Here is a 22,040-nt window from a genome sequence, read left to right on the forward strand (position 1 = left end):
ACCAAGAAAGACTATTTGCACAAAATTGGTGCATAAAAGTGGTTTTTAATTAAAGAACCCATTAGATAATTTGCGCATATCAACTATTTCTTATAGATAGGTGCTTTATGGATAATTTTAAAACTGGCGCAGATGCCCTTTTCATAATGGCTGGAGCCATTATGGTGCTTGCTATGCACGCAGGTTTTGCTTTTCTAGAACTTGGAACTGTACGCAAGAAAAATCAGGTGAATGCGTTAGTAAAAATTCTATTAGATTTCGCTGTTTCAACAATTGCTTATTTTTTCATTGGTTATAGCATTGCCTATGGCATTAACTTTTTTTCTAGCGCAGAAGTCTTGGCTCAAAAAAGTGGTTATGAATTAGTTAAGTTCTTCTTTTTATTGACTTTTGCGGCTGCGATTCCAGCAATTATTTCTGGCGGAATTGCTGAGCGAGCGAAATTTAACCCTCAGCTAATTGCTACATTTATTTTGGTGGGATTTGTATACCCATTTTTTGAGGGAATGGTTTGGAATCAGCAATTAGGCTATCAGGCGTGGATTAAAGCCCTAACAGGTGAAGAGTTTCATGATTTTGCTGGATCTGTAGTGGTTCATGCTGTTGGTGGTTGGGTTGCTTTACCAGCGATTCTTTTATTAGGCGCGCGTCGTGGCCGCTATTCAAAAGATGGTCGTATTTCTGCTCATCCGCCGTCAAATATTCCATTTTTAGCTTTAGGTGCTTGGATATTGGCGGTAGGTTGGTTTGGTTTTAATGTGATGAGTGCTCAAACGGTGGACAAGATGAGCGGTTTAGTTGCCATTAATTCTTTGATGGCGATGGTTGGTGGGACATTAACAGCTTGGGCACTTGGAAAAAATGACCCTGGCTTTAGCTATAACGGCCCTTTAGCAGGATTAGTTGCTGTTTGTGCAGGTTCTGATTTAATGCACCCAATGGGCGCCTTAGTCGTTGGTGGGGCAGCTGGGGCTTTATTTGTTGTGATGTTTACCTTGGTGCAAAACCGTTGGAAAATTGATGATGTATTAGGGGTGTGGCCATTACATGGTTTGTGTGGCGCCCTAGGCGGTATTGCTGCTGGCATATTTGGTCAAAAAGCATTCGGAGGTATTGGCGGCATTAGTTTTACTGCTCAGCTAATCGGCACATTAAGCGGCGTTTTGATTGCGGCAGTTGCAGGTACGGTTGTTTATGGTGTTCTAAAACTTATTTTTGGGTTACGTTTAAGCCAAGAAGAAGAGTTTGAAGGCGCTGATTTAAGCATTCATAAAATTACTTCTACGCCTGATCGAGAGTCTAGCTGGTAATTTTCTGATTTATTTGGATAATCGGGGTCATGACATTAAAAGTTCTACTGGTCCCGGTTACTCCGTTTGAGCAAAATTGCTCAATTCTCATTTGTGAAGAAACTTTAAAAGCTGCCATTGTTGACCCTGGCGGTGATTTACCAAGAATTCTTCAGGCTTTATCAAACGCAAATGTCACCCCAGAAAAAATCCTATTAACTCATGGCCATATTGACCATTGTGCTGGGGCGCCAGCATTATCAAAAGAGTTAAATATTCCTATTGAAGGTCCGCATGAGGCTGAGCGCTTTTGGTTAGAGCAATTGCCGATGCAAAGTCAGAGATTTGGGTTTCCTCAAGCTGAGTCTTTTGAGCCAAATCGTTGGCTGGTCGACGGTGATCAGGTGACCGTTGGCAATGTTCATCTAGATGTTAAACATTGTCCAGGGCATACACCAGGGCATGTGGTTTTCTATAGTGCCAACGATAGTTTAGCTGTGGTTGGCGATGTACTGTTTGCGGGATCAATTGGGCGAACAGATTTTCCGCGAGGAAATCACGCGGACTTGATTCGCGCCATTAAAGAAAAATTATTTCCTTTGGGGGATGACATTGTGTTTGTCCCAGGGCACGGCCCAACGTCTACTTTTGGACAAGAAAGAAAAACAAACCCCTACGTAGGGGATGGCGCTTAAGTTTTAGCAGAGCCTGTGCGGTGGGTTCTGTTGTAAAGACAGCTTGCACAAATCCAGCGTTGTTTACGGTTGCTTGTTGGAATCCATGTGCCACCTTCAAGCGGCTTTTCTCTGCTGCATGAAGAGCAAAACTTCATCACTCTGGTGTTGCTTTCTAGCGTGGTTGGCGGAGTTTCCATAAATACTTCTCGGTAAGATTCAACTGGGTATTTTAACGGCTTTTTGAAAAAACGCCCTTACGGGCGTTTTTCTAGAGAACTTAGCTTAAAACAACTTTGATGGAATCCGCTGTTTTATTGCCTTTAAAGTCTAGCCAGCATTTCTTTTGCGTATCGTAAAGTTTGCAAAGTTTTGCTGTGTGGAAGTACCAAGCCCAAGAAAATTTCTGAACAATAATTCTGCCAGGTAACATTTCTTCTAGTTTTGATTGTGCTTGCTTGAGCTTATAAAGAGGAACACTCATATCAACGTGGTGTGCCGTATGTTCCATGATGTGGTGCATCCACGCGCCCCACTTCAAAGGGAAAATAAGGTGAACTGTGGTGGATACGAAGGGTTGAGCTTTTAACCACTCTGATTTATCTGAATACCAAGAAACGCTTGGGTGCGTATGGTGGACATAAACTACGAAACCGATCATGGCATTCCAAAAAATAAATGGAATCAAGAAACCCATGACAAGAGTTAGCGCGATTGATTGATTAGTTTCAATGGCGGCCCATACGAGTAAAGCATTCCAAACAATACCAAAAACAGTAACCAAGATGTTGTCCCATAAAAATGCAGGTCGTGTTGCCGGCATGCTTTTCTTGTTAGGGAAGTACATCTTGTTCCACCAGATTTCAATGAAGTAATACACCGCAGGACCTAGGCCACTTCTGTAAATGTGCTCCAGAATACGTTTACCAGTAGGTAGTTGTTGATACTCCTCTAGAGATAGTGGCGCCCAAACAAAATCGAATCCTTTTAGATTGGTTTGACCATGGTGAACCACGTTATGCCCTACTTCCCACAGGCTGTATGGGGTTAATGAAGGTAAAAATGCGAGACGACCTAGTAATTTGTTAAGGCCTCTATGAGGCGTAAAACTCTGGTGACAGGCATCATGACCCAAAATAAAGATGCGCCCAATGACGAAACCAGCAAATAGAGCTAATAATAATTTGATCCAAATAGACTCAAAATACACTGTACCAACAATCGCCGCAGTCAAAATAACCGTATCAAAAATTTGCAAAATAATTGCTTTGATCGTTGTTCTTTCGGCAAGCGGAGCTAACCAAGTGCGAATAACCTTTCTATGAGGAATAGGTTCTCCGACTGGAATTGGCTGACTAATTGTTGTATCGATTGTGTTTAAAGACATGGTGACCTTTTGGGGCAGAATTACATAGTTGCGCCATTTTAAAGGTTTTTAGTGCTTTTGATGGGGTTTCGATGGATTTGTTGAGCTAAATCATGGTGCGACCGACAGGAATCGAACCTGTATCGAGAGCTTCGGAAACTCTAATTCTATCCATTGAACTACGGTCGCAACGACTAATATTGTAAGGCTGAGGAGGATTATCCTCGTTATAATCTCGCCTAGCTATATAAAAAGGAAATCAGGAATGAGTGAAGAACACGGAAATTTAATCAAATCACCTAAGCAATTAATTGTGATGGTGTTTGCCAGTTTTTTTGTACCTTTGATTGTTATTGCATTTTTGATGACGTATGTGGGTAACGGTAAAAAGACTGGTGCTAGCGCTGAGGCAGCTGCCGAAGCAGCCAATAATCTAATTAAGCCAGTTGCTTTATTAGACTTTAAAGATGCTGCTGGCCCTAAAGTTTTCAAGACTGGGGAAGAGGTTTACAAAGCAGCTTGTGCATCATGTCATGCAACTGGTGCAGCTGGTGCCCCTAAGTTTGGCGATACAGGTGCTTGGGGTTCTCGTTTAGGCCGTGGCTACGATGGACTGCTAACCTCTCTACTTAAGGGCAAAAATGCTATGCCTGCACGCGGAGGTACAAGTCCTGATGATATTTCTGACTATGAATTAGGTAGAGCAGTTGTTTATCTAACCGGTTCCGCTGGTGGTAAGTTTGCTGAGCCTAAAGCTCCAGAGCCTAAGAAGGCCCCTGAAGAAAAGAAATAAAAATTTTAATTTTTAAAAAGCCCACAAATGTGGGCTTTTTTTTATGGCGTTTTTAAATCTAAAAGTTGTTTGTATACGTCTTTTTTAGGCATGCCAGAAACGGTTGAGACTATTTCAGATAAGTCTTTGTGACTTAGGTGCAATTGAAGCTCTTTAACCCATTTCAAAGTATTCTCATCAAAGTTAGATGGCGCATTGGAGGCCCCAACGCCTTCAATTCCCACAATATATTCCCCTTGCCAGGAATCAATTTGAGCCATCCAGCTAGGAATATCTCCCGCCCTAATAATTTGAATATTTTCGTGAATTTTGGTGAGTTCTTTTGCTACAAAAATTCTACGATCCTCATCTAAAAGATCATGAAATGCTTTGAGGGTTGTTTGAATTCGGTGGGGTGCTTCATAAAAAAAACTGGTAACTGTTGCAGCTAAGGCAGCTTCGATAGCAATCGTTCTCTGCCCTGCTTTTGTCGGTAAAAATCCTAAAAATTGAAAGGAGCCCTCAGTTTTTTGTAAAAAATCGCCGCACGCTGAAATGGCCGTTGTAATAGCACTTGCCCCTGGAATGGGTATAACTTTGAGACCGGCTGATCTAATTTCTTGAACTAAAACAGAACCGGGATCCGAAACAGCTGGCGTGCCCGCATCTGAAATATATGCCCAACGCTCACCAAGCTTTAATTTCTCGACAATTTGAGCGCTAGAAGATTTTTCATTGTGCTCGTGTACGGCTAGTAATGGCTTGGAGATGCCGTATGCGTTCAATAGGCTACTACTGTGGCGTTTATCTTCGCAAGCAATGCCATCAACCTGCTGTAAAACATACAGTGCCCTAATGGTGATATCGGCTAAATTACCAATAGGCGTTGCTACAACATAAAGAGTACCAGAGGGCAAGTTTTGCCCTTCGGCAAATTTAAATAAATCCATGCAAACTTTCTTAAAGCATCAAAATTGGCTTGTTGCGTTGATGATGCATTAAAGATGCTATCAAGGCAATTAAGAAAGTCTTTTAATCGTTGGATTAAATAGAGCTTAGGGGCATAATTCAGTTATGAAATCAGAAATTCAGAAAAAATTAGAGGCGCGTGTAGAAAAGCATTTTGAGGATAGCGTTGCTACAAAACAAAAAGCATTAACAGCGTTGTCTGAAGAAATTGTGCGTGGCATTCAGTCCATGCACGTTTGTTTAGCGCAGGGTAAAAAAATTCTTGCATGTGGTAATGGTGGCTCTGCTGCTGATGCTCAACATTTTGCTGCGGAATTGGTTGGGCGATTTGAGCGTGAGAGGCAAGAGCTTCCAGCTATTGCTTTAACAACTGATTCGTCTATTTTGACAGCGATTGCCAATGACTACAGCTATGAAGTTGTTTTTAGTAAACAAGTCAAAGCGCTTGGTCAGTCGGGCGATATTTTGTTAGGTATATCGACGTCAGGTAATTCAGGAAATGTTATAGCCGCAATTAATGCCGCTCATGAAAAAGGTATGTCTGTGATTGCCTTTACCGGTAAAGATGGTGGAAAGATTGCGAAGTTGTTAAAAGAAGGCGATATTAATTTGTGTGTTCCTGCTGATAGAACAGCTCGAATACAAGAGACACATTTGTTGTTGTTGCATTGTTTATGTGATGGTGTTGATCACTTGTTACTTGATTGAGGCTTTTAGCAAATGAATAAAAATTTAAGACGTACAACCTTGAGTGTCATTGGTGGTGCAACATTAGCGGCGGCTTTATCGGGATGTTTTCCATTGGTGGCTGGAGGTATGGCCGGTGGCGCTTTAGTTATTGCTGATCGCAGAAACTCTGGAACTCAAGCAATCGACAGAGGGATTCAGCTAGAGGCTGAGAGCATGTTAATTAAAGCCTATGGCGATAATGTTCATGTGAATGTTAGCGTTTTTAATCGCCGCGTTTTATTGACTGGGGAAGTAAGAACTGATGCCTTGAAGAATGAGGTGGGGCAGAAGGTTAAAGCGATGAAAAACGTTACAGAAGTTTTTAACGAGTTAGTGCCAGCACCGTTGAGTGGGTTCAGTGCTCGTGCCAATGATTCATATTTGACGACTCGTATTAAGGCAGTCTTTATGACTAAAGAAAATATTCCATCTAACTCTATGAAGATAGTGACTGAGGCTGGTAAGGTTTATTTGATGGGTATTGTTACGGATGCTGAGGCGAGTCAAGCAGTAGAGATTGCAAGGCAGGTTCCTGGCGTAAAACAGGTAACTAAAATATTTGATGTAATTTCTGAGGCAGATAAAAAACGTTTGGATGGGCAAACAAAATAATTGCCTGTGTTTAATTGCCCGTGTTACTCAAATAAAAAAGCCCACATAGAGTGGGCTTTTTTATTTTGTTGATGCTGCAAATGGCCAGATGTTCAGAAAAATACTTTTTGAGTTTTTTAAATTACGTTTAATGGCGTAATCAATGTCAGCAACTTGAGCTTGCACAGCTTCACTCATGATGCTTGCGTTATCTGGTGGCGTTAAACGTAAATACGCATCGGCTTCACCGTATGAAAACTCAATATCCATGCCAGCTTTTTTTGCAATGTGCATCATTACTTTGTTGCTTGATAAACAATGAACATAAAGAATTTCAATATTCGTATTTCTAGCGTGAGTTGCTGCGCGTTTAAATAACGCTGAACCAATACCTTTGCCTCGCCCTACTTTGCTTACTGAAACACCAAATTCGGCGGTTTTATTTGTTTGATTGCCAAACAATGGGTAGCCTAGGTGCGCAAGTCCAATCAGGCGCAAATCACTATCGAATACGCCAAAAACAGAATCGTTTAAAAAATCAATGCTTGCAACATAACGCTCAATGACTGTGTCACTTGTATACATTCCGAAGCGGAGCGTTCTGTCATCGTCTGAAAGCTCAAGTAAATGCGCAAGAATCTTCTCGCGATGCCCTGCGTGGAGCTCTCGTACCAAGATACTGTGAGTCTTAAGAGACTTAGATAAATTAAACATAACACCCCCTTTGTTGCACTGCACAACACCATTCTATCCCTAAATTCAGGAAAAAGTAAGAAAAATTTAGGGTTTACCCTATATTTGATATAACCTATTGTTTTATTTCGATTAATTTTGAATTTTCAGGATTAAATTCATTTTTTTTTGAATATTTATGAAATATTTCTGCAAAAGGTGTTGACATGTTGTTCGAAGTCAGGCAAAGTCTCGTTTCTCCGCTGAACGCGATTCGAAACGAAAAACGATCAGCCTTCTTTAAAAAGTAGTCAACCGATAAATGTGGGTACTGAGAAAAGACATCCAGTCCTTCGGGACAGATATAAGCAGTACTCACAAAACAGTAAATTTGGTTCCGGTCGTAAAAGACTGGAGTCGATTCTGAATGAGTGAGCGACGAGGCAGCAATGCCTCACAGGAATTAAACTGAAGAGTTTGATCCTGGCTCAGATTGAACGCTGGCGGCATGCCTTACACATGCAAGTCGAACGGCAGCACGGGTGCTTGCACCTGGTGGCGAGTGGCGAACGGGTGAGTAATATATCGGAACGTACCTTATTGTGGGGGATAACGCAGCGAAAGCTGTGCTAATACCGCATAATCCCTAAGGGGGAAAGCAGGGGACCGTAAGGCCTTGCGCAATTAGAGCGGCCGATACCTGATTAGCTAGTTGGTGAGGTAAAGGCTCACCAAGGCAACGATCAGTAGCTGGTCTGAGAGGACGATCAGCCACACTGGGACTGAGACACGGCCCAGACTCCTACGGGAGGCAGCAGTGGGGAATTTTGGACAATGGGGGCAACCCTGATCCAGCAATGCCGCGTGAGTGAAGAAGGCCTTCGGGTTGTAAAGCTCTTTTGTCAGGGAAGAAACAGCAGCTCTAATACAGTTTGCGAATGACGGTACCTGAAGAATAAGCACCGGCTAACTACGTGCCAGCAGCCGCGGTAATACGTAGGGTGCAAGCGTTAATCGGAATTACTGGGCGTAAAGCGTGCGCAGGCGGTTATGTAAGACAGGCGTGAAATCCCCGGGCTTAACCTGGGAATTGCGCTTGTGACTGCATAGCTAGAGTGTGTCAGAGGGGGGTAGAATTCCACGTGTAGCAGTGAAATGCGTAGATATGTGGAGGAATACCAATGGCGAAGGCAGCCCCCTGGGATAACACTGACGCTCATGCACGAAAGCGTGGGGAGCAAACAGGATTAGATACCCTGGTAGTCCACGCCCTAAACGATGCTGACTAGTTGTTCGGGAATTTATTCCTGAGTAACGTAGCTAACGCGTGAAGTCAGCCGCCTGGGGAGTACGGTCGCAAGATTAAAACTCAAAGGAATTGACGGGGACCCGCACAAGCGGTGGATGATGTGGATTAATTCGATGCAACGCGAAAAACCTTACCTACCCTTGACATGCCACTAACGAAGTAGAGATACATTAGGTGCCCGTAAGGGAAAGTGGACACAGGTGCTGCATGGCTGTCGTCAGCTCGTGTCGTGAGATGTTGGGTTAAGTCCCGCAACGAGCGCAACCCTTGTCTCTAGTTGCTACGCAAGAGCACTCTAGAGAGACTGCCGGTGACAAACCGGAGGAAGGTGGGGATGACGTCAAGTCCTCATGGCCCTTATGGGTAGGGCTTCACACGTCATACAATGGTGCATACAGAGGGTTGCCAACCCGCGAGGGGGAGCTAATCTCAGAAAATGCATCGTAGTCCGGATCGTAGTCTGCAACTCGACTACGTGAAGCTGGAATCGCTAGTAATCGCGGATCAGAATGTCGCGGTGAATACGTTCCCGGGTCTTGTACACACCGCCCGTCACACCATGGGAGTGGGTTTTGCCAGAAGCCGTTAGCCTAACCGCAAGGAGGGCGACGACCACGGCAGGGTTCATGACTGGGGTGAAGTCGTAACAAGGTAGCCGTATCGGAAGGTGCGGCTGGATCACCTCCTTTCTAGAGAAAAGATGTTAATTCTTTAGTGCCCACACTTATCGGTTGATAAAGAGAGATGCCGCGGGTCTGTAGCTCAGGTGGTTAGAGCACCGTCTTGATAAGGCGGGGGTCGAAGGTTCAAGTCCTTCCAGACCCACCACAGATCAGTAGCAACCTAGCCATAAAAGTTATAGCTGGGGGATTAGCTCAGCTGGGAGAGCACCTGCTTTGCAAGCAGGGGGTCGTCGGTTCGATCCCGTCATCCTCCACCATTTACTTTTAAGGGCAAAGAAAAGCGTATCAAGGTACTTTTTTCTTTGCCATTAAATCGGCTGTTCTTTAAAAATTTGAGTAAGCAATGCGTATATTGAATTTATTGAGAGTTCAATATACATGGGTAGTTGATTGAATCAACAACAAAAAGTTCTTCAAGTAATTAGATTTACTTGGATTACGGCACAAACATATCGCAACAAGTAGTAAGCAGGAAATAGAGAAGAACTTATAACTTGTACCAATGGTGCTCGTTATAGGATCAAGCGAATAAGTGCATGTGGTGGATGCCTTGGCGATTACAGGCGACGAAAGACGTTATAGACTGCGATAAGCTACGGGGAGCTGTCAAATAAGCTTTGATCCGTAGATTTCTGAATGGGGAAACCCACCTCTTTTGAGGTATCCGTAACTGAATACATAGGTTACGCGAAGCGAACCTGGTGAACTGAAACATCTAAGTAGCCAGAGGAAAAGACATCAACCGAGATTCCCAAAGTAGTGGCGAGCGAAATGGGAAGAGCCTTCTAGTATTAATTAGTCTGTTATCAGAACGGAATGGAAAGTCCGGCAATAAAGGGTGATAGCCCCGTATGGGAAAACCGATTAATCGAACTAAGCTAGAGACAAGTAGGGCGGGACACGTGAAATCCTGTCTGAATATGGGGGGACCATCCTCCAAGGCTAAATACTCGTAATCGACCGATAGTGAACAAGTACCGTGAGGGAAAGGCGAAAAGAACCCCGGGAGGGGAGTGAAATAGATCCTGAAACTGCATGCATACAAACAGTAGGAGCCTCGTAAGGGGTGACTGCGTACCTTTTGTATAATGGGTCAGCGACTTACATTCAGTAGCAAGCTTAACCGTATAGGGGAGGCGTAGCGAAAGCGAGTCCGAATAGGGCGCTAGTTGCTGGGTGTAGACCCGAAACCAGTTGATCTATCCATGGCCAGGTTGAAGGTGCGGTAACACGTACTGGAGGACCGAACCCACTAACGTTGAAAAGTTAGGGGATGAGCTGTGGATAGGGGTGAAAGGCTAAACAAAACTGGAAATAGCTGGTTCTCTCCGAAAACTATTTAGGTAGTGCCTCGTGTATCACCTTCGGGGGTAGAGCACTGTCATGGTAGTGGGGTCCATTGCGGATTACTGCGCCATAGCAAACTCCGAATACCGAAGAGTGCAAGCACGGGAGACAGACGACGGGTGCTAACGTCCGCCGTCAAGAGGGAAACAACCCAGACCACCAGCTAAGGTCCCTAAAACGGGCTAAGTGGGAAACGAAGTGGGAAGGCTAAAACAGTCAGGAGGTTGGCTTAGAAGCAGCCATCCTTTAAAGAAAGCGTAATAGCTCACTGATCGAGTCGTCCTGCGCGGAAGATGTAACGGGGCTAAGCCAGTTACCGAAGCTGTGGATCACGTAAGTGATGGTAGGAGAGCGTTCTGTAAGCCTGTGAAGGTGTGGTGTGAACCATGCTGGAGGTATCAGAAGTGCGAATGCTGACATGAGTAGCGATAAAGGGGGTGAAAAGCCCCCTCGCCGTAAGCCCAAGGTTTCCTACGCAACGTTCATCGGCGTAGGGTGAGTCGGCCCCTAAGGCGAGGCAGAGATGCGTAGCTGATGGGAAACAGGTTAATATTCCTGTACCATTGTTAAATGCGATGGGGGGACGGATCGCGGAAGGTTGTCCGGGTGTTGGATGTCCCGGTCCTTGCATTGGAGAAGGCTAGTAGGCAAATCCGCTAGCGTAATTCAAGGGTGTGAGGCCAGCGAATTTATTCGCGAAGCAATCGGAAGTGGTTCCAAGAAAAGCCTCTAAGCTTCAGTTTAACAAGACCGTACCGCAAACCGACACAGGTGGGCGAGATGAGTATTCTAAGGCGCTTGAGAGAACTCAGGAGAAGGAACTCGGCAAATTGGTACCGTAACTTCGGGATAAGGTACGCCCAAGTAGCTTGACTGTGAACAACAGAAGGGCAAAAGGGTTGCAATAAAATGGTGGCTGCGACTGTTTAATAAAAACACAGCACTCTGCAAACACGAAAGTGGACGTATAGGGTGTGACGCCTGCCCGGTGCTGGAAGATTAAATGATGGGGTGCAAGCTCTTGATTGAAGTCCCAGTAAACGGCGGCCGTAACTATAACGGTCCTAAGGTAGCGAAATTCCTTGTCGGGTAAGTTCCGACCTGCACGAATGGCGTAACGATGGCCACACTGTCTCCTCCTGAGACTCAGCGAAGTTGAAATGTTTGTGATGATGCAATCTACCCGCGGCTAGACGGAAAGACCCCATGAACCTTTACTGTAGCTTTGCATTGGACTTTGAACCGATCTGTGTAGGATAGGTGGGAGACGTTGATATCAGGATGCTAGTTCTGATGGAGTCGTCCTTGAAATACCACCCTGGTTTGTTTGAGGTTCTAACCTTGTCCCATTATCTGGGTCGGGGACAGTGCATGGTAGGCAGTTTGACTGGGGCGGTCTCCTCCCAAAGTGTAACGGAGGAGTACGAAGGTACGCTTGGTACGGTCGGACATCGTGCCTAAAGTGCAATGGCAAAAGCGTGCTTAACTGCGAGACCGACAAGTCGAGCAGGTGCGAAAGCAGGTCATAGTGATCCGGTGGTTCTGTATGGAAGGGCCATCGCTCAACGGATAAAAGGTACTCTGGGGATAACAGGCTGATACCGCCCAAGAGTTCATATCGACGGCGGTGTTTGGCACCTCGATGTCGGCTCATCTCATCCTGGGGCTGTAGCCGGTCCCAAGGGTATGGCTGTTCGCCATTTAAAGAGGTACGTGAGCTGGGTTTAAAACGTCGTGAGACAGTTTGGTCCCTATCTGCCGTGGGCGTTGGAAATTTGACGGGGGCTGCTCCTAGTACGAGAGGACCGGAGTGGACGTACCGCTGGTGTACCTGTTGTCTCGCCAGAGGCATCGCAGGGTAGCTATGTACGGAAGAGATAACCGCTGAAAGCATCTAAGCGGGAAACTTGCCTGAAGATGAGATTTCCCGGAGGTTTAACCTCCATGAAGGGTCGTTGAAGACCACGACGTTGATAGGTCAGGTGTGGAAGCGCAGTAATGCGTTAAGCTAACTGATACTAATTGCCCGTTAGGCTTGATCCTATAACCAGCACATTTGTGCGAATATGAAGTGCCGTTAATGATCGGTCACTCCCAATGCTTACTCGAATTTGGTTGTTTGTTTTATAAACAAATAACCTACCCTCTATGCCTGGTGACAATAGCGAGTTGGAACCACCCCTTCCCATCCCGAACAGGACCGTGAAACGACTCTACGCTGATGATAGTGCGGATTACCCGTGTGAAAGTAAGTAATTGCCAGGCACCTTTTAGAAACGCCCAGATCGAATGATCTGGGCGTTTTGCTTTTGCATAAAAGTTTTTAAGTTTGAGGTTTATCTCTGAGTCAGATTTGACAAAAGCTGTTGATTCAGGTGATAATTTGCGGTTCACGGGGAGGTGCCCGAGTGGCTAAAGGGGGCAGACTGTAAATCTGTTGGCTTACGCCTACGTTGGTTCGAATCCATCCCTCCCCACCAGAGTAGTTAGTAGTTTGCTGTAGAAGTTGTTGTGGGTAAGTGAAGTGCCTGGCGGGTGTCGTATAACGGCTATTACCCTAGCCTTCCAAGCTAGAGACGAGGGTTCGACTCCCTCTACCCGCTCCAGTAATGGAGGCATTAGTTTGCTCATGTGGCTCAGTGGTAGAGCACTCCCTTGGTAAGGGAGAGGTCGGCAGTTCGATCCTGCCCATGAGCACCAGAGTTTAGTATTCATTTAATTGAGGCTGAAAAAATGGCAAAAGAGAAATTTGAGCGGACAAAACCGCACGTAAACGTAGGTACGATTGGTCACGTTGACCACGGTAAAACAACATTGACAGCAGCGATTGCTACTGTGTTGTCTGCTAAGTTCGGTGGCGAAGCAAAAGCGTATGACCAAATTGATGCTGCTCCAGAAGAGAAGGCACGTGGTATTACGATTAACACAGCTCACGTTGAGTACGAGACAGCCAACCGTCACTACGCACACGTTGACTGCCCAGGTCACGCTGACTACGTTAAGAACATGATTACTGGTGCTGCTCAGATGGACGGCGCTATTTTGGTAGTTTCTGCAGCAGACGGTCCTATGCCACAAACACGTGAGCACATCTTGTTGGCACGCCAAGTTGGTGTTCCATACATCATCGTGTTCATGAACAAGTGCGACATGGTTGACGATGCAGAATTGCTTGAGTTGGTAGAAATGGAAGTGCGTGAGTTGTTGTCTAAGTATGACTTCCCAGGCGACGACACACCAATCGTTAAAGGTTCTGCTAAGTTAGCGCTTGAGGGCGACAAAGGTGATCTAGGCGAAGGCGCGATCATGAAGTTGGCTGAAGCGTTAGACACATACATCCCAACACCAGAGCGTGCTGTTGACGGTGCATTCTTGATGCCTGTTGAAGACGTATTCTCTATTTCTGGTCGCGGTACAGTTGTGACTGGTCGTATTGAGCGCGGTATCGTTAAGGTTGGTGAAGAGATTGAAATTATCGGTATCAAGCCAACATTGAAGACAACATGTACAGGCGTTGAGATGTTCCGTAAGTTGTTAGACCAAGGTCAAGCTGGTGACAACGTAGGTATCTTGTTGCGCGGTACAAAGCGTGAAGAAGTTGAGCGTGGCCAAGTATTGGCTAAGCCAGGTTCTATTACGCCACATACACACTTCACAGCTGAGGTGTATGTATTGAGTAAAGATGAAGGTGGTCGTCACACACCATTCTTCAACAACTATCGTCCACAGTTCTACTTCCGTACAACAGACGTAACTGGTTCTATCGAATTGCCGAAAGACAAAGAGATGGTGATGCCAGGCGACAACGTAACAATTACTGTTAAGTTGATTGCACCGATCGCTATGGAAGAAGGTCTACGTTTCGCGATTCGTGAAGGTGGCCGTACTGTTGGTGCTGGTGTAGTTGCCAAAGTTTTAGATTAATGAACGCAAGGGGCGTAGCTCAATTGGCAGAGTGTCGGTCTCCAAAACCGAAGGTTGGGGGTTCGATGCCCTCCGCCCCTGCCACAGAATACTGAAAATATGTCGCAAACTACTGAACATCAAGAAAATAAGACCGGCTGGATGATGATCCTCGCGGGTCTTATTGTCGTGCTCGCACTCGTTGCCTACTATGTGCTTGCGTCTGAAACTATCTGGGTAAGGCTTGGCGCTTTATTCGGTGGTGTTGCTATTGCTGTTCTGATTGCTGCGGTATCGAACGATGGTAAGCGTTTCCTTGCTTACTCAAAAGATTCAGTTTCTGAGGTTAAAAAAGTTGTATGGCCAAGCCGTAAAGAAGCAACGCAAATGACACTAGTTGTTTTTGCATTTGTTGTCGTTATGGCTTTGTTCTTATGGACAGCTGACAAACTCATTGAGTGGTTAGTTTTCTCTGTATTCCTAGGTTGGAAGTGAGTTAATGATGTCTGAACAAGTTCTAACCAACACACAAACTAGCGGTAATATGCGCTGGTATGTTATTCACGCTTACTCCGGTATGGAGAAAAGTGTTCAAAAAGGTTTGACAGAACGTATTGCGCGTTCTGGCATGGCTGAGAAGTTTGGCAAAATTTTAGTTCCTTCGGAAGAAGTTGTTGAAATCAAGAGCGGTCATAAGGCTGTTTCTGAGCGACGCTTTTTTCCGGGTTATGTACTCATCGAAATGGAAATGACTGATGAGACATGGCACTTGGTGAAAAACACACCAAAGGTAACTGGTTTTGTTGGTGGCGTTAGAAATAAACCATCACCAATTTCTCCTGCTGAAGTCCAAAAAATTATGGACCAAATGCAAGCTGGTGTTGATAAGCCAAAGCCAAAAACATTGTTTGAGGTGGGTGAAATGGTGCGCGTTAAAGAAGGCCCATTCACAGACTTCAATGGCAATGTGGAAGAAGTTAACTACGAGAAATCACGCTTGCGTGTTTCTGTAACGATTTTTGGTCGTGGTACACCTGTTGAGCTTGAGTTTGGCCAGGTAGAAAAGATGTAAAAGTTTTGCTGGTGCGTTAAGGCGCGCTGGCACGAGGAGCTGAGTTAGGGTTGCCGCTCTAACAAGGCGTTTTACTCAACGACGGTCTTTTAAAAAAGATGCGTCTTAATTGGAGTGTTAAAAATGGCAAAGAAGATTATTGGCTTTATTAAGCTACAAATCCCAGCCGGTAAAGCGAACCCATCGCCACCTGTTGGTCCTGCGTTAGGTCAACGCGGTTTGAACATCATGGAATTCTGTAAAGCGTTTAATGCTCAAACACAGAGCATGGAACCAGGCTTGCCGATTCCGGTTGTTATTACTGCATTTGCAGACAAGAGCTTCACATTTGTGATGAAGACTCCTCCAGCAACAGTTTTGATCAAAAAAGCTGCTAAGTTGGAAAAAGGTTCTGCACGTCCACATACAGACAAGGTTGGCAAAATTACTCGCGCTCAAGCTGAGGAAATTGCTAAGGCAAAAATGCCTGACCTTACAGCAGCAGATATGGATGCAGCTGTTCGCACAATCGCTGGTAGCGCCCGCTCTATGGGCATCACTGTGGAAGGACTCTAATCATGGCTAAAGTTTCTAAGCGCGTTGCTGCTTTCCAAGCGAAAGTAGACCGTAATAAGTTTTACCCTATCGATGAGGCTTTGGGCCTTGTTAAAGAATTTGCAACTGCTAAGTTCGATGAGTCTATCGACGTTGCTGTTCAATTAGGTATTGATGCTAAAAAATCTGACCAAGTTGTTCGTGGTTCAGTTGTTTTGCCTGCTGGTACTGGTAAGTCAGTACGTGTAGCTGTGTTTGCTCAGGGCGAAAAAGCTGATCAAGCAAAAGCAGCTGGCGCAGAAATCGTTGGTATGGAAGATTTAGCAGATCAAATCAAAGCGGGCAAAATTGACTTTGATATTTTGATCGCTTCACCAGATGCTATGCGTATCGTTGGTACTTTAGGTCAGATTCTTGGCCCAAGAGGTTTGATGCCTAACCCTAAGGTTGGCACAGTAAGCCCAGATGTTGCTGGTGCAGTTAAAAATGCAAAAGCTGGTCAGGTGCAGTTCCGTGTTGACAAGGCCGGTATTGTTCACGCCACGATTGGTCGTCGTTCATTCGAACCAGGCGCATTGAAAAATAACTTATTAGCTCTATTGGATGCTTTGAACAAAGCTAAGCCAGCAGCTAGTAAGGGTGTTTATTTGAGAAAAGTTGCCGTAAGCAGCACGATGGGTGCTGGCGTACGCGTTGACCAAAACTCATTGGCTGCTTAATAGCGGCCATTAAAAGAACTTTGGGTCAAGCTCGGGAGTATTCGTGCTTGAACATCAAAGACCGTTGGTGAGTTAGCGATAACTCTTAATACTAGAAATAGTGCCAACGCAGATGGCGATCCTGAAAAGATTTCGCCTGTGTGCAACCCCTAACTGGTAACAGTTAGGTTAATAGGAGTTAAACAGTGCCTTTAAATTTGGAAGACAAAAAGGCGGTCGTGGCTGAAGTGAGTGCAGAAGTTGCGCAAGCTCAAACCATGGTGCTAGCTGAATACCGCGGTATTCCAGTGGGCGAACTGACTACTCTAAGAGCTCAAGCTCGTGCAAACGGTGTTTACCTTCGCGTTATGAAGAACACTTTGGCACGTCGCGCAGTTCAAGGAACGTCGTTCGAGTCATTGGCCGGTGAGATGGCTGGTCCGCTTATTTACGGTATCTCCGCAGACCCAGTTGCGCCAGCAAAAGTTTTAAACGACTTTTCAAAGGCGCAAGCCGCTTTGGTAATTAAGGCGGGTTCATATAACGGTAAGGTCATGGACGCTGCAGCTGTTAAAGCTTTGGCATCTATCCCTGGTCGTAATGAACTTATCGCTATGTTGCTTGGCGTTATGCAAGCCCCAGTTTCTGGTATGGCTCGCGTATTGGCAGCGGTTGCAGAAAAGAAAGAAAAGGAAGCTGCGTAATTCGCGGTCTTACTTTTATCAATTAAAGAAATTTGAATTAGGAGTTTAAAAATGGCAGTTACTAAAGATGACATTCTAGAAGCCGTTGGCAATATGTCTGTAATGGACTTGAACGAGCTAGTTAAAGCATTTGAAGAGAAGTTTGGTGTATCAGCAGCTGCAATGGCTGTTGCTGCTCCTGGTGCAGGTGGTGGTGCTGGTGCCGCTGCTGCTGAGCAAACAGAGTTCACAGTTGTATTGGCTGAAGCTGGCGCAAACAAAGTTAGCGTTATTAAAGCCGTTCGTGAAATCACTGGTTTAGGCTTGAAAGAAGCTAAAGACTTAGTTGATGGTGCTCCAAAGCCAATTAAAGAAGGCGTTGACAAAGCTGCTGCTGAAGATGCTAAGAAGAAGCTTGAAGAAGCTGGCGCGAAAGTCGAACTTAAGTAATCGGTTTGATGGGCAGCTTAGCTGCCCGGTTTGGTTAGAAGCCAAACCAGATATTAAAAAGATTTTGATATCTGGTTTGCCTTCTGATACGACTGCAGGAGGCAAGTTTGGTCGGGTTATGCGCACGCATGCCGTCAGCCATGGTTGGTAGAGGCCAACCACCAAATCTCTGTTCAGTCGCTTAAATTCGGAGATGACATGGCTTATAGCTTCACCGAACGCAAGCGTATCCGTAAAAGCTTTGCGAAGCGCCCTAATAATCACCAAGTACCTTACTTGTTGACAACACAACTTGAGTCTTATGCAAAATTTTTGCAAGAATCAAAGGCTCCTGCCGACCGTATTCCTGAGGGATTGCAGTCTGCATTCACATCAATTTTCCCAATCGTGTCAAACAACGGTTTTGCACGTATGGAATTTGTTCAGTACAACTTATCTGCTCCTCCGTTTGACGTTAAAGAATGTCAACAACGTGGTTTAACTTATCACTCAGCGTTGCGCGCAAAAGTTCGTTTGATCATTAATGATCGCGAAGCACCAACAAAAGTAAAAGAAGTTAAAGAGCAAGAAGTTTATATGGGCGAAATCCCATTGATGACAGATACAGGTTCATTTGTTATCAACGGAACAGAGCGTGTGATTGTTTCTCAATTGCACCGTTCGCCAGGCGTGTTCTTTGAACATGACAAAGGCAAGACGCATAGTTCAGGAAAATTATTATTCTCAGCGAGAATTATTCCTTACCGTGGCTCATGGTTAGACTTCGAGTTTGATCCAAAAGATATTTTGTATTTCCGTATTGACCGTCGTCGTAAGATGCCGGTGACTATTTTGCTTAAAGCTATTGGTATGAGCGATGAGCAAATTTTGGAAAACTTCTTTGGTTTTGACACATTCAAACTTCAGCCGGCTGGCGCGCAAATGGCATTTGTGCCAGAGCGCTTAAGAGGTGAGGTTGCTCGCTTTGATATTACAGATAAAGCTGGCAATGTGGTTGTTGCTAAAGACAAGCGTATTAACGCGAAAAATATTCGCGAACTTGAAGCAGCTAAAACAACAAATATTAACGTGCCTGATGATTATTTGATCGGTCGTGTTGTAGCTAAAAATATTGTTGATGGTGATACAGGTGAAGTGTTGGCAACAGCTAACGAAGAAATCACTGAAACACTTTTGGCTAACTTGAGAGAGGCTGGCGTTAAAGAGCTTCAAACTATTTATACAAACGACTTAGATCAAGGTTCATTCATTTCGCAAACATTGCGTATTGATGAGACTGCTGATCAAATGGCTGCGCGTATTGCGATCTACCGCATGATGCGCCCTGGTGAGCCTCCAACAGAAGATGCTGTTGAAGCTTTATTCCAGCGTTTGTTCTACAGTGAAGATACGTATGATCTTTCACGCGTGGGTCGTATGAAAGTTAATAGCCGTTTAGGTCGCCCAGAGATGGATGGCTTAATGGTGTTATCGAACCAAGATATCTTGGATACGATCAAGTTGTTGGTTGACTTAAGAAACGGTAAGGGCGAAGTTGACGATATCGATCACTTGGGCAACCGCCGTGTTCGTTGTGTAGGTGAGTTGGCAGAGAATCAGTTCCGCGCTGGTTTGTCACGTGTTGAGCGCGCTGTTAAAGAGCGTTTAGGTCAAGCTGAAACAGAAAACTTGATGCCTCATGACTTGATTAATAGCAAGCCAATTTCTTCTGCTATTCGTGAGTTCTTCGGTTCATCACAGTTGTCACAGTTTATGGACCAAACAAACCCATTGTCAGAAATCACGCACAAGCGTCGTATTTCTGCTCTAGGCCCAGGTGGTTTAACTCGTGAACGTGCTGGCTTTGAGGTTCGTGACGTACATCCAACCCATTATGGTCGTGTATGTCCAATTGAAACTCCTGAAGGTCCAAACATTGGTTTGATTAACTCTTTAGCTTTGTTTGCTCGTTTGAATGAGCATGGTTTCTTAGAAACGCCATATCGCAAAGTTGTTAATAGCAAAGTAACAGATCAAGTTGATTATTTATCAGCGATTGAAGAAGCTAAGTATGTGATTGCTCAGGCGAATGCTTCTATTGATAAGGCTGGCAAATTAACTGACGAATTGGTTTCTGCTCGTGAAGCAGGCGAAACAATGATGGTTAGCCCAGAGCGTATTCAGTACATTGACGTGGCGCCAAGCCAAATCGTTTCTGCTGCTGCGTCTCTAGTGCCATTCTTGGAGCATGACGATGCGAACCGTGCGTTGATGGGTGCGAACATGCAACGTCAAGCCGTTCCTTGCTTGCGCGCAACGAAGCCTTTGGTTGGTACAGGTTTAGAGCGTACGGTAGCGGTTGACTCTGGCACGGTTGTTATGGCGACTCGTGGTGGTGTGGTTGATTACGCAGATGCGAACCGTATCGTTATTCGTGTGAATGATGATGAAACAGCTGCTGGTGAAGTGGGTGTTGATATCTATAACTTGATTAAGTACACACGTTCTAACCAAAACACTAATATTAACCAACGCCCAATCGTTAAGGTTGGCGATATGGTTCAACGTGGTGACGTTGTGGCTGATGGCGCTTCAACTGATTTAGGTGAGTTGGCTTTAGGTCAAAACATGGTTGTGGCATTTATGCCATGGAACGGTTACAACTTCGAAGACTCAATTTTGATCTCTGAAAAAGTTGTTGCTGATGATCGTTACACATCTATCCATATTGAAGAACTTTCAGTGGTAGCTCGTGATACGAAGCTTGGACCTGAAGAAATTACACGCGATATCTCTAACTTGGCTGAAACACAACTTAGCCGATTAGATGACAGTGGTATTACTTATATCGGTGCTGAGGTTGAGGCTGGTGATGTGCTTGTTGGTAAGGTAACACCAAAAGGCGAGACACAATTAACTCCTGAAGAGAAATTGTTGCGCGCTATTTTTGGTGAAAAGGCTTCTGACGTTAAAGACACATCATTACGTGTTCCTTCAGGCATGACAGGTACAGTGATTGACGTACAAGTGTTTACTCGCGAAGGTATTGAGCGTGATGCACGTGCGCAGTCAATTATTGATGAAGAGTTAAAGCGTTATCGCTTGGACTTAAATGACCAGTTACGAATTGTTGAGGGCGACGCCTTTAGCCGTTTGGAAAAATTATTGTTGAACAAAGTTGCTAATGGCGGCCCTAAGAAGTTGGCTAAAGGCACAAAGATTGCTAAAGATTATTTAGCTGATCTAGACAAATACCACTGGTTTGATATTCGTCCAGCAGACGAAGATGTTGCTGCTCAAGTTGAAGCTATTAAAGAAGCTATTGAAGCTAAGCGTGCACAGTTCGATCAAGCTTATGAAGAAAAACGTAAGAAGCTTACTCAAGGTGATGAGTTGGCTCCAGGCGTTATCAAGATGGTTAAGGTTTACCTTGCCGTTAAGCGTCGCTTACAGCCTGGTGACAAGATGGCGGGTCGTCACGGTAACAAGGGTGTGGTTTCAAAAATCACTCCTGTTGAAGATATGCCGTACATGGCCGATGGCACACCAGTTGATATCGTGTTGAACCCGTTAGGTGTTCCATCACGTATGAACGTGGGTCAGATTCTTGAGGTTCACTTAGGTTGGGCAGCGTTAGGTATTGGTAAGCGTATTCAAGACATGCTAAAAGCTCAGGCAAAAGCTGAGCAGCTACGTAAGTTCTTGAAGCAGCTTTATAACGAAACTGGCCGTGTAGAAGATCTAGACAGCTTTACAGATGAGCAAGTTCTTGAGTTGGCAAGCAACTTAAGAGATGGTGCTCCATTTGCAACACCAGTGTTTGATGGTGCAACAGAGGGTGAAATCGCCAAGATGTTAGAGATGGCTTACCCAGAAGAAGTTGCTAAGAAGCTATCAATGACACCTTCACGTCAACAAATTACATTGTTTGACGGTAGAACTGGTGAAGCGTTTGAGCGTTCTGTAACAGTTGGTGTGATGCACGTCTTGAAACTCCACCACTTGGTTGATGACAAGATGCATGCTCGTTCTACTGGTCCTTACTCATTAGTAACGCAACAGCCATTGGGCGGTAAAGCTCAATTCGGTGGCCAGCGTTTTGGTGAGATGGAAGTTTGGGCTTTGGAAGCTTATGGCGCGTCGTATGTATTGCAAGAAATGCTGACAGTTAAGTCAGACGACGTTAACGGTAGAACCAAAGTTTACGAAAACATCGTTAAGGGTGAGCACAGCATTGATGCTGGCATGCCTGAGTCCTTCAACGTGCTGGTTAAAGAAATCCGCTCGTTAGGTATCGATATCGACATGGAGCGTAACTGA

The 22,040-nt window shown here is 45.0% G+C and carries 17 protein-coding genes, 7 tRNA genes and 3 rRNA genes; 22 read left to right on the plus strand and 5 right to left on the minus strand.

Going from position 1 to position 22,040, the window contains the following annotated elements; translation table 11 throughout:
* The first annotated feature begins 107 nt into the window (after positions 1–107).
* Positions 108–1,310, plus strand: a complete 1,203-nt coding sequence (locus ICV01_RS00130; RefSeq protein WP_215287668.1) for an ammonium transporter — start codon at positions 108–110, stop codon at positions 1,308–1,310.
* Between the two features lie 29 nt (positions 1,311–1,339).
* Positions 1,340–1,984, plus strand: a complete 645-nt coding sequence (locus ICV01_RS00135; protein ID WP_215287669.1) for an MBL fold metallo-hydrolase — start codon at positions 1,340–1,342, stop codon at positions 1,982–1,984.
* Here ICV01_RS00135 and ICV01_RS00140 read toward each other — a convergent pair.
* The 3 genes from ICV01_RS00140 to ICV01_RS00150 all read right to left on the minus strand — a co-directional run bounded on the left by ICV01_RS00140 (position 1,981) and on the right by ICV01_RS00150 (position 3,518).
* Positions 1,981–2,163, minus strand: coding sequence for a hypothetical protein (locus ICV01_RS00140; protein ID WP_215287670.1), 183 nt, complete (start codon positions 2,161–2,163; stop codon positions 1,981–1,983). The two genes, ICV01_RS00135 and ICV01_RS00140, sit on opposite strands and share 4 nt — an antisense overlap.
* Before the next feature lie 80 nt (positions 2,164–2,243).
* Positions 2,244–3,350 (minus strand): fatty acid desaturase, encoded by a 1,107-nt coding sequence (locus tag ICV01_RS00145; protein ID WP_215287671.1) that lies wholly within the window; start codon positions 3,348–3,350, stop codon positions 2,244–2,246.
* Between the two features lie 93 nt (positions 3,351–3,443).
* A tRNA-Arg gene (locus ICV01_RS00150) sits at positions 3,444–3,518 on the minus strand.
* A 76-nt stretch (positions 3,519–3,594) separates the two neighbouring features.
* Between ICV01_RS00150 and ICV01_RS00155 the strand changes: the two genes are divergently transcribed.
* Complete coding sequence (locus ICV01_RS00155; RefSeq protein ID WP_215287672.1) at positions 3,595–4,122, plus strand: cytochrome c5 family protein; 528 nt, start codon at positions 3,595–3,597, stop codon at positions 4,120–4,122.
* Positions 4,123–4,163: 41 nt separating this feature from the next.
* Here ICV01_RS00155 and rsmI read toward each other — a convergent pair whose 3' ends face one another.
* On the minus strand, positions 4,164–5,051 hold the full coding sequence (rsmI, locus tag ICV01_RS00160) for a 16S rRNA (cytidine(1402)-2'-O)-methyltransferase (protein WP_215287673.1): 888 nt from the start codon (positions 5,049–5,051) through the stop codon (positions 4,164–4,166).
* 124 nt (positions 5,052–5,175) lie between these two features.
* On the opposite strand from rsmI, the gene ICV01_RS00165 reads away from it, so the two are divergent.
* Both ICV01_RS00165 and ICV01_RS00170 read left to right on the plus strand, forming a co-directional pair.
* On the plus strand, positions 5,176–5,778 hold the full coding sequence (locus ICV01_RS00165) for a phosphoheptose isomerase (RefSeq protein ID WP_215287674.1): 603 nt from the start codon (positions 5,176–5,178) through the stop codon (positions 5,776–5,778).
* Between the two features lie 12 nt (positions 5,779–5,790).
* Complete coding sequence (locus ICV01_RS00170) at positions 5,791–6,411, plus strand: BON domain-containing protein (RefSeq protein WP_215287676.1); 621 nt, start codon at positions 5,791–5,793, stop codon at positions 6,409–6,411.
* A 60-nt stretch (positions 6,412–6,471) separates the two neighbouring features.
* Here ICV01_RS00170 and ICV01_RS00175 read toward each other — a convergent pair whose 3' ends face one another.
* Complete coding sequence (locus ICV01_RS00175; protein ID WP_215287677.1) at positions 6,472–7,104, minus strand: GNAT family N-acetyltransferase; 633 nt, start codon at positions 7,102–7,104, stop codon at positions 6,472–6,474.
* A gap of 423 nt (positions 7,105–7,527) precedes the next feature.
* Between ICV01_RS00175 and ICV01_RS00180 the strand changes: the two genes are divergently transcribed.
* From ICV01_RS00180 to rpoB, 17 genes are all read left to right on the plus strand, one after another.
* A 16S ribosomal RNA gene (locus ICV01_RS00180) occupies positions 7,528–9,060 on the plus strand.
* Between the two features lie 62 nt (positions 9,061–9,122).
* Positions 9,123–9,199, plus strand: a tRNA-Ile gene (locus ICV01_RS00185).
* A 36-nt stretch (positions 9,200–9,235) separates the two neighbouring features.
* Positions 9,236–9,311 (plus strand) — tRNA-Ala (locus ICV01_RS00190).
* 261 nt (positions 9,312–9,572) lie between these two features.
* Positions 9,573–12,444, plus strand: a 23S ribosomal RNA gene (locus ICV01_RS00195).
* 108 nt (positions 12,445–12,552) lie between these two features.
* A 5S ribosomal RNA gene (gene rrf / locus ICV01_RS00200) occupies positions 12,553–12,666 on the plus strand.
* Together the 16S, 23S and 5S rRNA genes with 5 tRNA genes alongside form the textbook arrangement of a ribosomal RNA operon.
* Before the next feature lie 129 nt (positions 12,667–12,795).
* Positions 12,796–12,881: transfer RNA gene (locus ICV01_RS00205), tRNA-Tyr, on the plus strand.
* A 51-nt stretch (positions 12,882–12,932) separates the two neighbouring features.
* Positions 12,933–13,007, plus strand: a tRNA-Gly gene (locus tag ICV01_RS00210).
* A 19-nt stretch (positions 13,008–13,026) separates the two neighbouring features.
* Positions 13,027–13,101: transfer RNA gene (locus tag ICV01_RS00215), tRNA-Thr, on the plus strand.
* Positions 13,102–13,134: 33 nt separating this feature from the next.
* A complete protein-coding gene (gene tuf / locus ICV01_RS00220) occupies positions 13,135–14,325 on the plus strand; it encodes an elongation factor Tu (protein ID WP_215287678.1) in 1,191 nt (396 codons plus the stop codon).
* Between the two features lie 8 nt (positions 14,326–14,333).
* A tRNA-Trp gene (locus ICV01_RS00225) sits at positions 14,334–14,409 on the plus strand.
* Positions 14,410–14,424: 15 nt separating this feature from the next.
* On the plus strand, positions 14,425–14,799 hold the full coding sequence (secE, locus tag ICV01_RS00230) for a preprotein translocase subunit SecE (RefSeq protein WP_215287679.1): 375 nt from the start codon (positions 14,425–14,427) through the stop codon (positions 14,797–14,799).
* 7 nt (positions 14,800–14,806) lie between these two features.
* A complete protein-coding gene (gene nusG, locus ICV01_RS00235) occupies positions 14,807–15,376 on the plus strand; it encodes a transcription termination/antitermination protein NusG (protein WP_215289049.1) in 570 nt (189 codons plus the stop codon).
* Positions 15,377–15,499: 123 nt separating this feature from the next.
* On the plus strand, positions 15,500–15,931 hold the full coding sequence (rplK, locus tag ICV01_RS00240) for a 50S ribosomal protein L11 (RefSeq protein ID WP_088812744.1): 432 nt from the start codon (positions 15,500–15,502) through the stop codon (positions 15,929–15,931).
* A 2-nt stretch (positions 15,932–15,933) separates the two neighbouring features.
* Positions 15,934–16,629: a 50S ribosomal protein L1 gene (rplA, locus tag ICV01_RS00245; protein WP_215287680.1), complete on the plus strand. Its 696-nt coding sequence runs from the start codon at positions 15,934–15,936 to the stop codon at positions 16,627–16,629.
* Positions 16,630–16,814: 185 nt separating this feature from the next.
* Positions 16,815–17,312 carry a 50S ribosomal protein L10 gene (rplJ, locus tag ICV01_RS00250; RefSeq protein ID WP_215287681.1) on the plus strand — a complete coding sequence of 166 codons (498 nt, stop codon included), beginning with the start codon at positions 16,815–16,817 and terminating at the stop codon, positions 17,310–17,312.
* A 51-nt stretch (positions 17,313–17,363) separates the two neighbouring features.
* Positions 17,364–17,741, plus strand: a complete 378-nt coding sequence (rplL, locus tag ICV01_RS00255; protein ID WP_215287683.1) for a 50S ribosomal protein L7/L12 — start codon at positions 17,364–17,366, stop codon at positions 17,739–17,741.
* Between the two features lie 198 nt (positions 17,742–17,939).
* A complete protein-coding gene (gene rpoB, locus ICV01_RS00260; protein WP_215287684.1) occupies positions 17,940–22,040 on the plus strand; it encodes a DNA-directed RNA polymerase subunit beta in 4,101 nt (1,366 codons plus the stop codon).

Source organism: Polynucleobacter sp. MWH-Spelu-300-X4 (assembly GCF_018687515.1).
Taxonomy (GTDB): Bacteria; Pseudomonadota; Gammaproteobacteria; order Burkholderiales; family Burkholderiaceae; genus Polynucleobacter.

Coding starts and splice junctions, on each gene's coding strand:
- ICV01_RS00165 (WP_215287674.1), top strand. CDS start 5,176: ATGAAATCAGAAATTCAGAAAAAATTAGAGGCGCGTGTAGAAAAGCAT.
- rsmI (WP_215287673.1), bottom strand. CDS start 5,051: ATGGATTTATTTAAATTTGCCGAAGGGCAAAACTTGCCCTCTGGTACT.
- secE (WP_215287679.1), top strand. CDS start 14,425: ATGTCGCAAACTACTGAACATCAAGAAAATAAGACCGGCTGGATGATG.
- ICV01_RS00140 (WP_215287670.1), bottom strand. CDS start 2,163: ATGGAAACTCCGCCAACCACGCTAGAAAGCAACACCAGAGTGATGAAG.
- rplA (WP_215287680.1), top strand. CDS start 15,934: ATGGCTAAAGTTTCTAAGCGCGTTGCTGCTTTCCAAGCGAAAGTAGAC.
- nusG (WP_215289049.1), top strand. CDS start 14,807: ATGTCTGAACAAGTTCTAACCAACACACAAACTAGCGGTAATATGCGC.
- ICV01_RS00145 (WP_215287671.1), bottom strand. CDS start 3,350: ATGTCTTTAAACACAATCGATACAACAATTAGTCAGCCAATTCCAGTC.
- ICV01_RS00175 (WP_215287677.1), bottom strand. CDS start 7,104: ATGTTTAATTTATCTAAGTCTCTTAAGACTCACAGTATCTTGGTACGA.
- rpoB (WP_215287684.1), top strand. CDS start 17,940: ATGGCTTATAGCTTCACCGAACGCAAGCGTATCCGTAAAAGCTTTGCG.
- ICV01_RS00135 (WP_215287669.1), top strand. CDS start 1,340: ATGACATTAAAAGTTCTACTGGTCCCGGTTACTCCGTTTGAGCAAAAT.
- ICV01_RS00130 (WP_215287668.1), top strand. CDS start 108: ATGGATAATTTTAAAACTGGCGCAGATGCCCTTTTCATAATGGCTGGA.
- rplK (WP_088812744.1), top strand. CDS start 15,500: ATGGCAAAGAAGATTATTGGCTTTATTAAGCTACAAATCCCAGCCGGT.
- ICV01_RS00170 (WP_215287676.1), top strand. CDS start 5,791: ATGAATAAAAATTTAAGACGTACAACCTTGAGTGTCATTGGTGGTGCA.
- tuf (WP_215287678.1), top strand. CDS start 13,135: ATGGCAAAAGAGAAATTTGAGCGGACAAAACCGCACGTAAACGTAGGT.
- rplL (WP_215287683.1), top strand. CDS start 17,364: ATGGCAGTTACTAAAGATGACATTCTAGAAGCCGTTGGCAATATGTCT.
- ICV01_RS00155 (WP_215287672.1), top strand. CDS start 3,595: ATGAGTGAAGAACACGGAAATTTAATCAAATCACCTAAGCAATTAATT.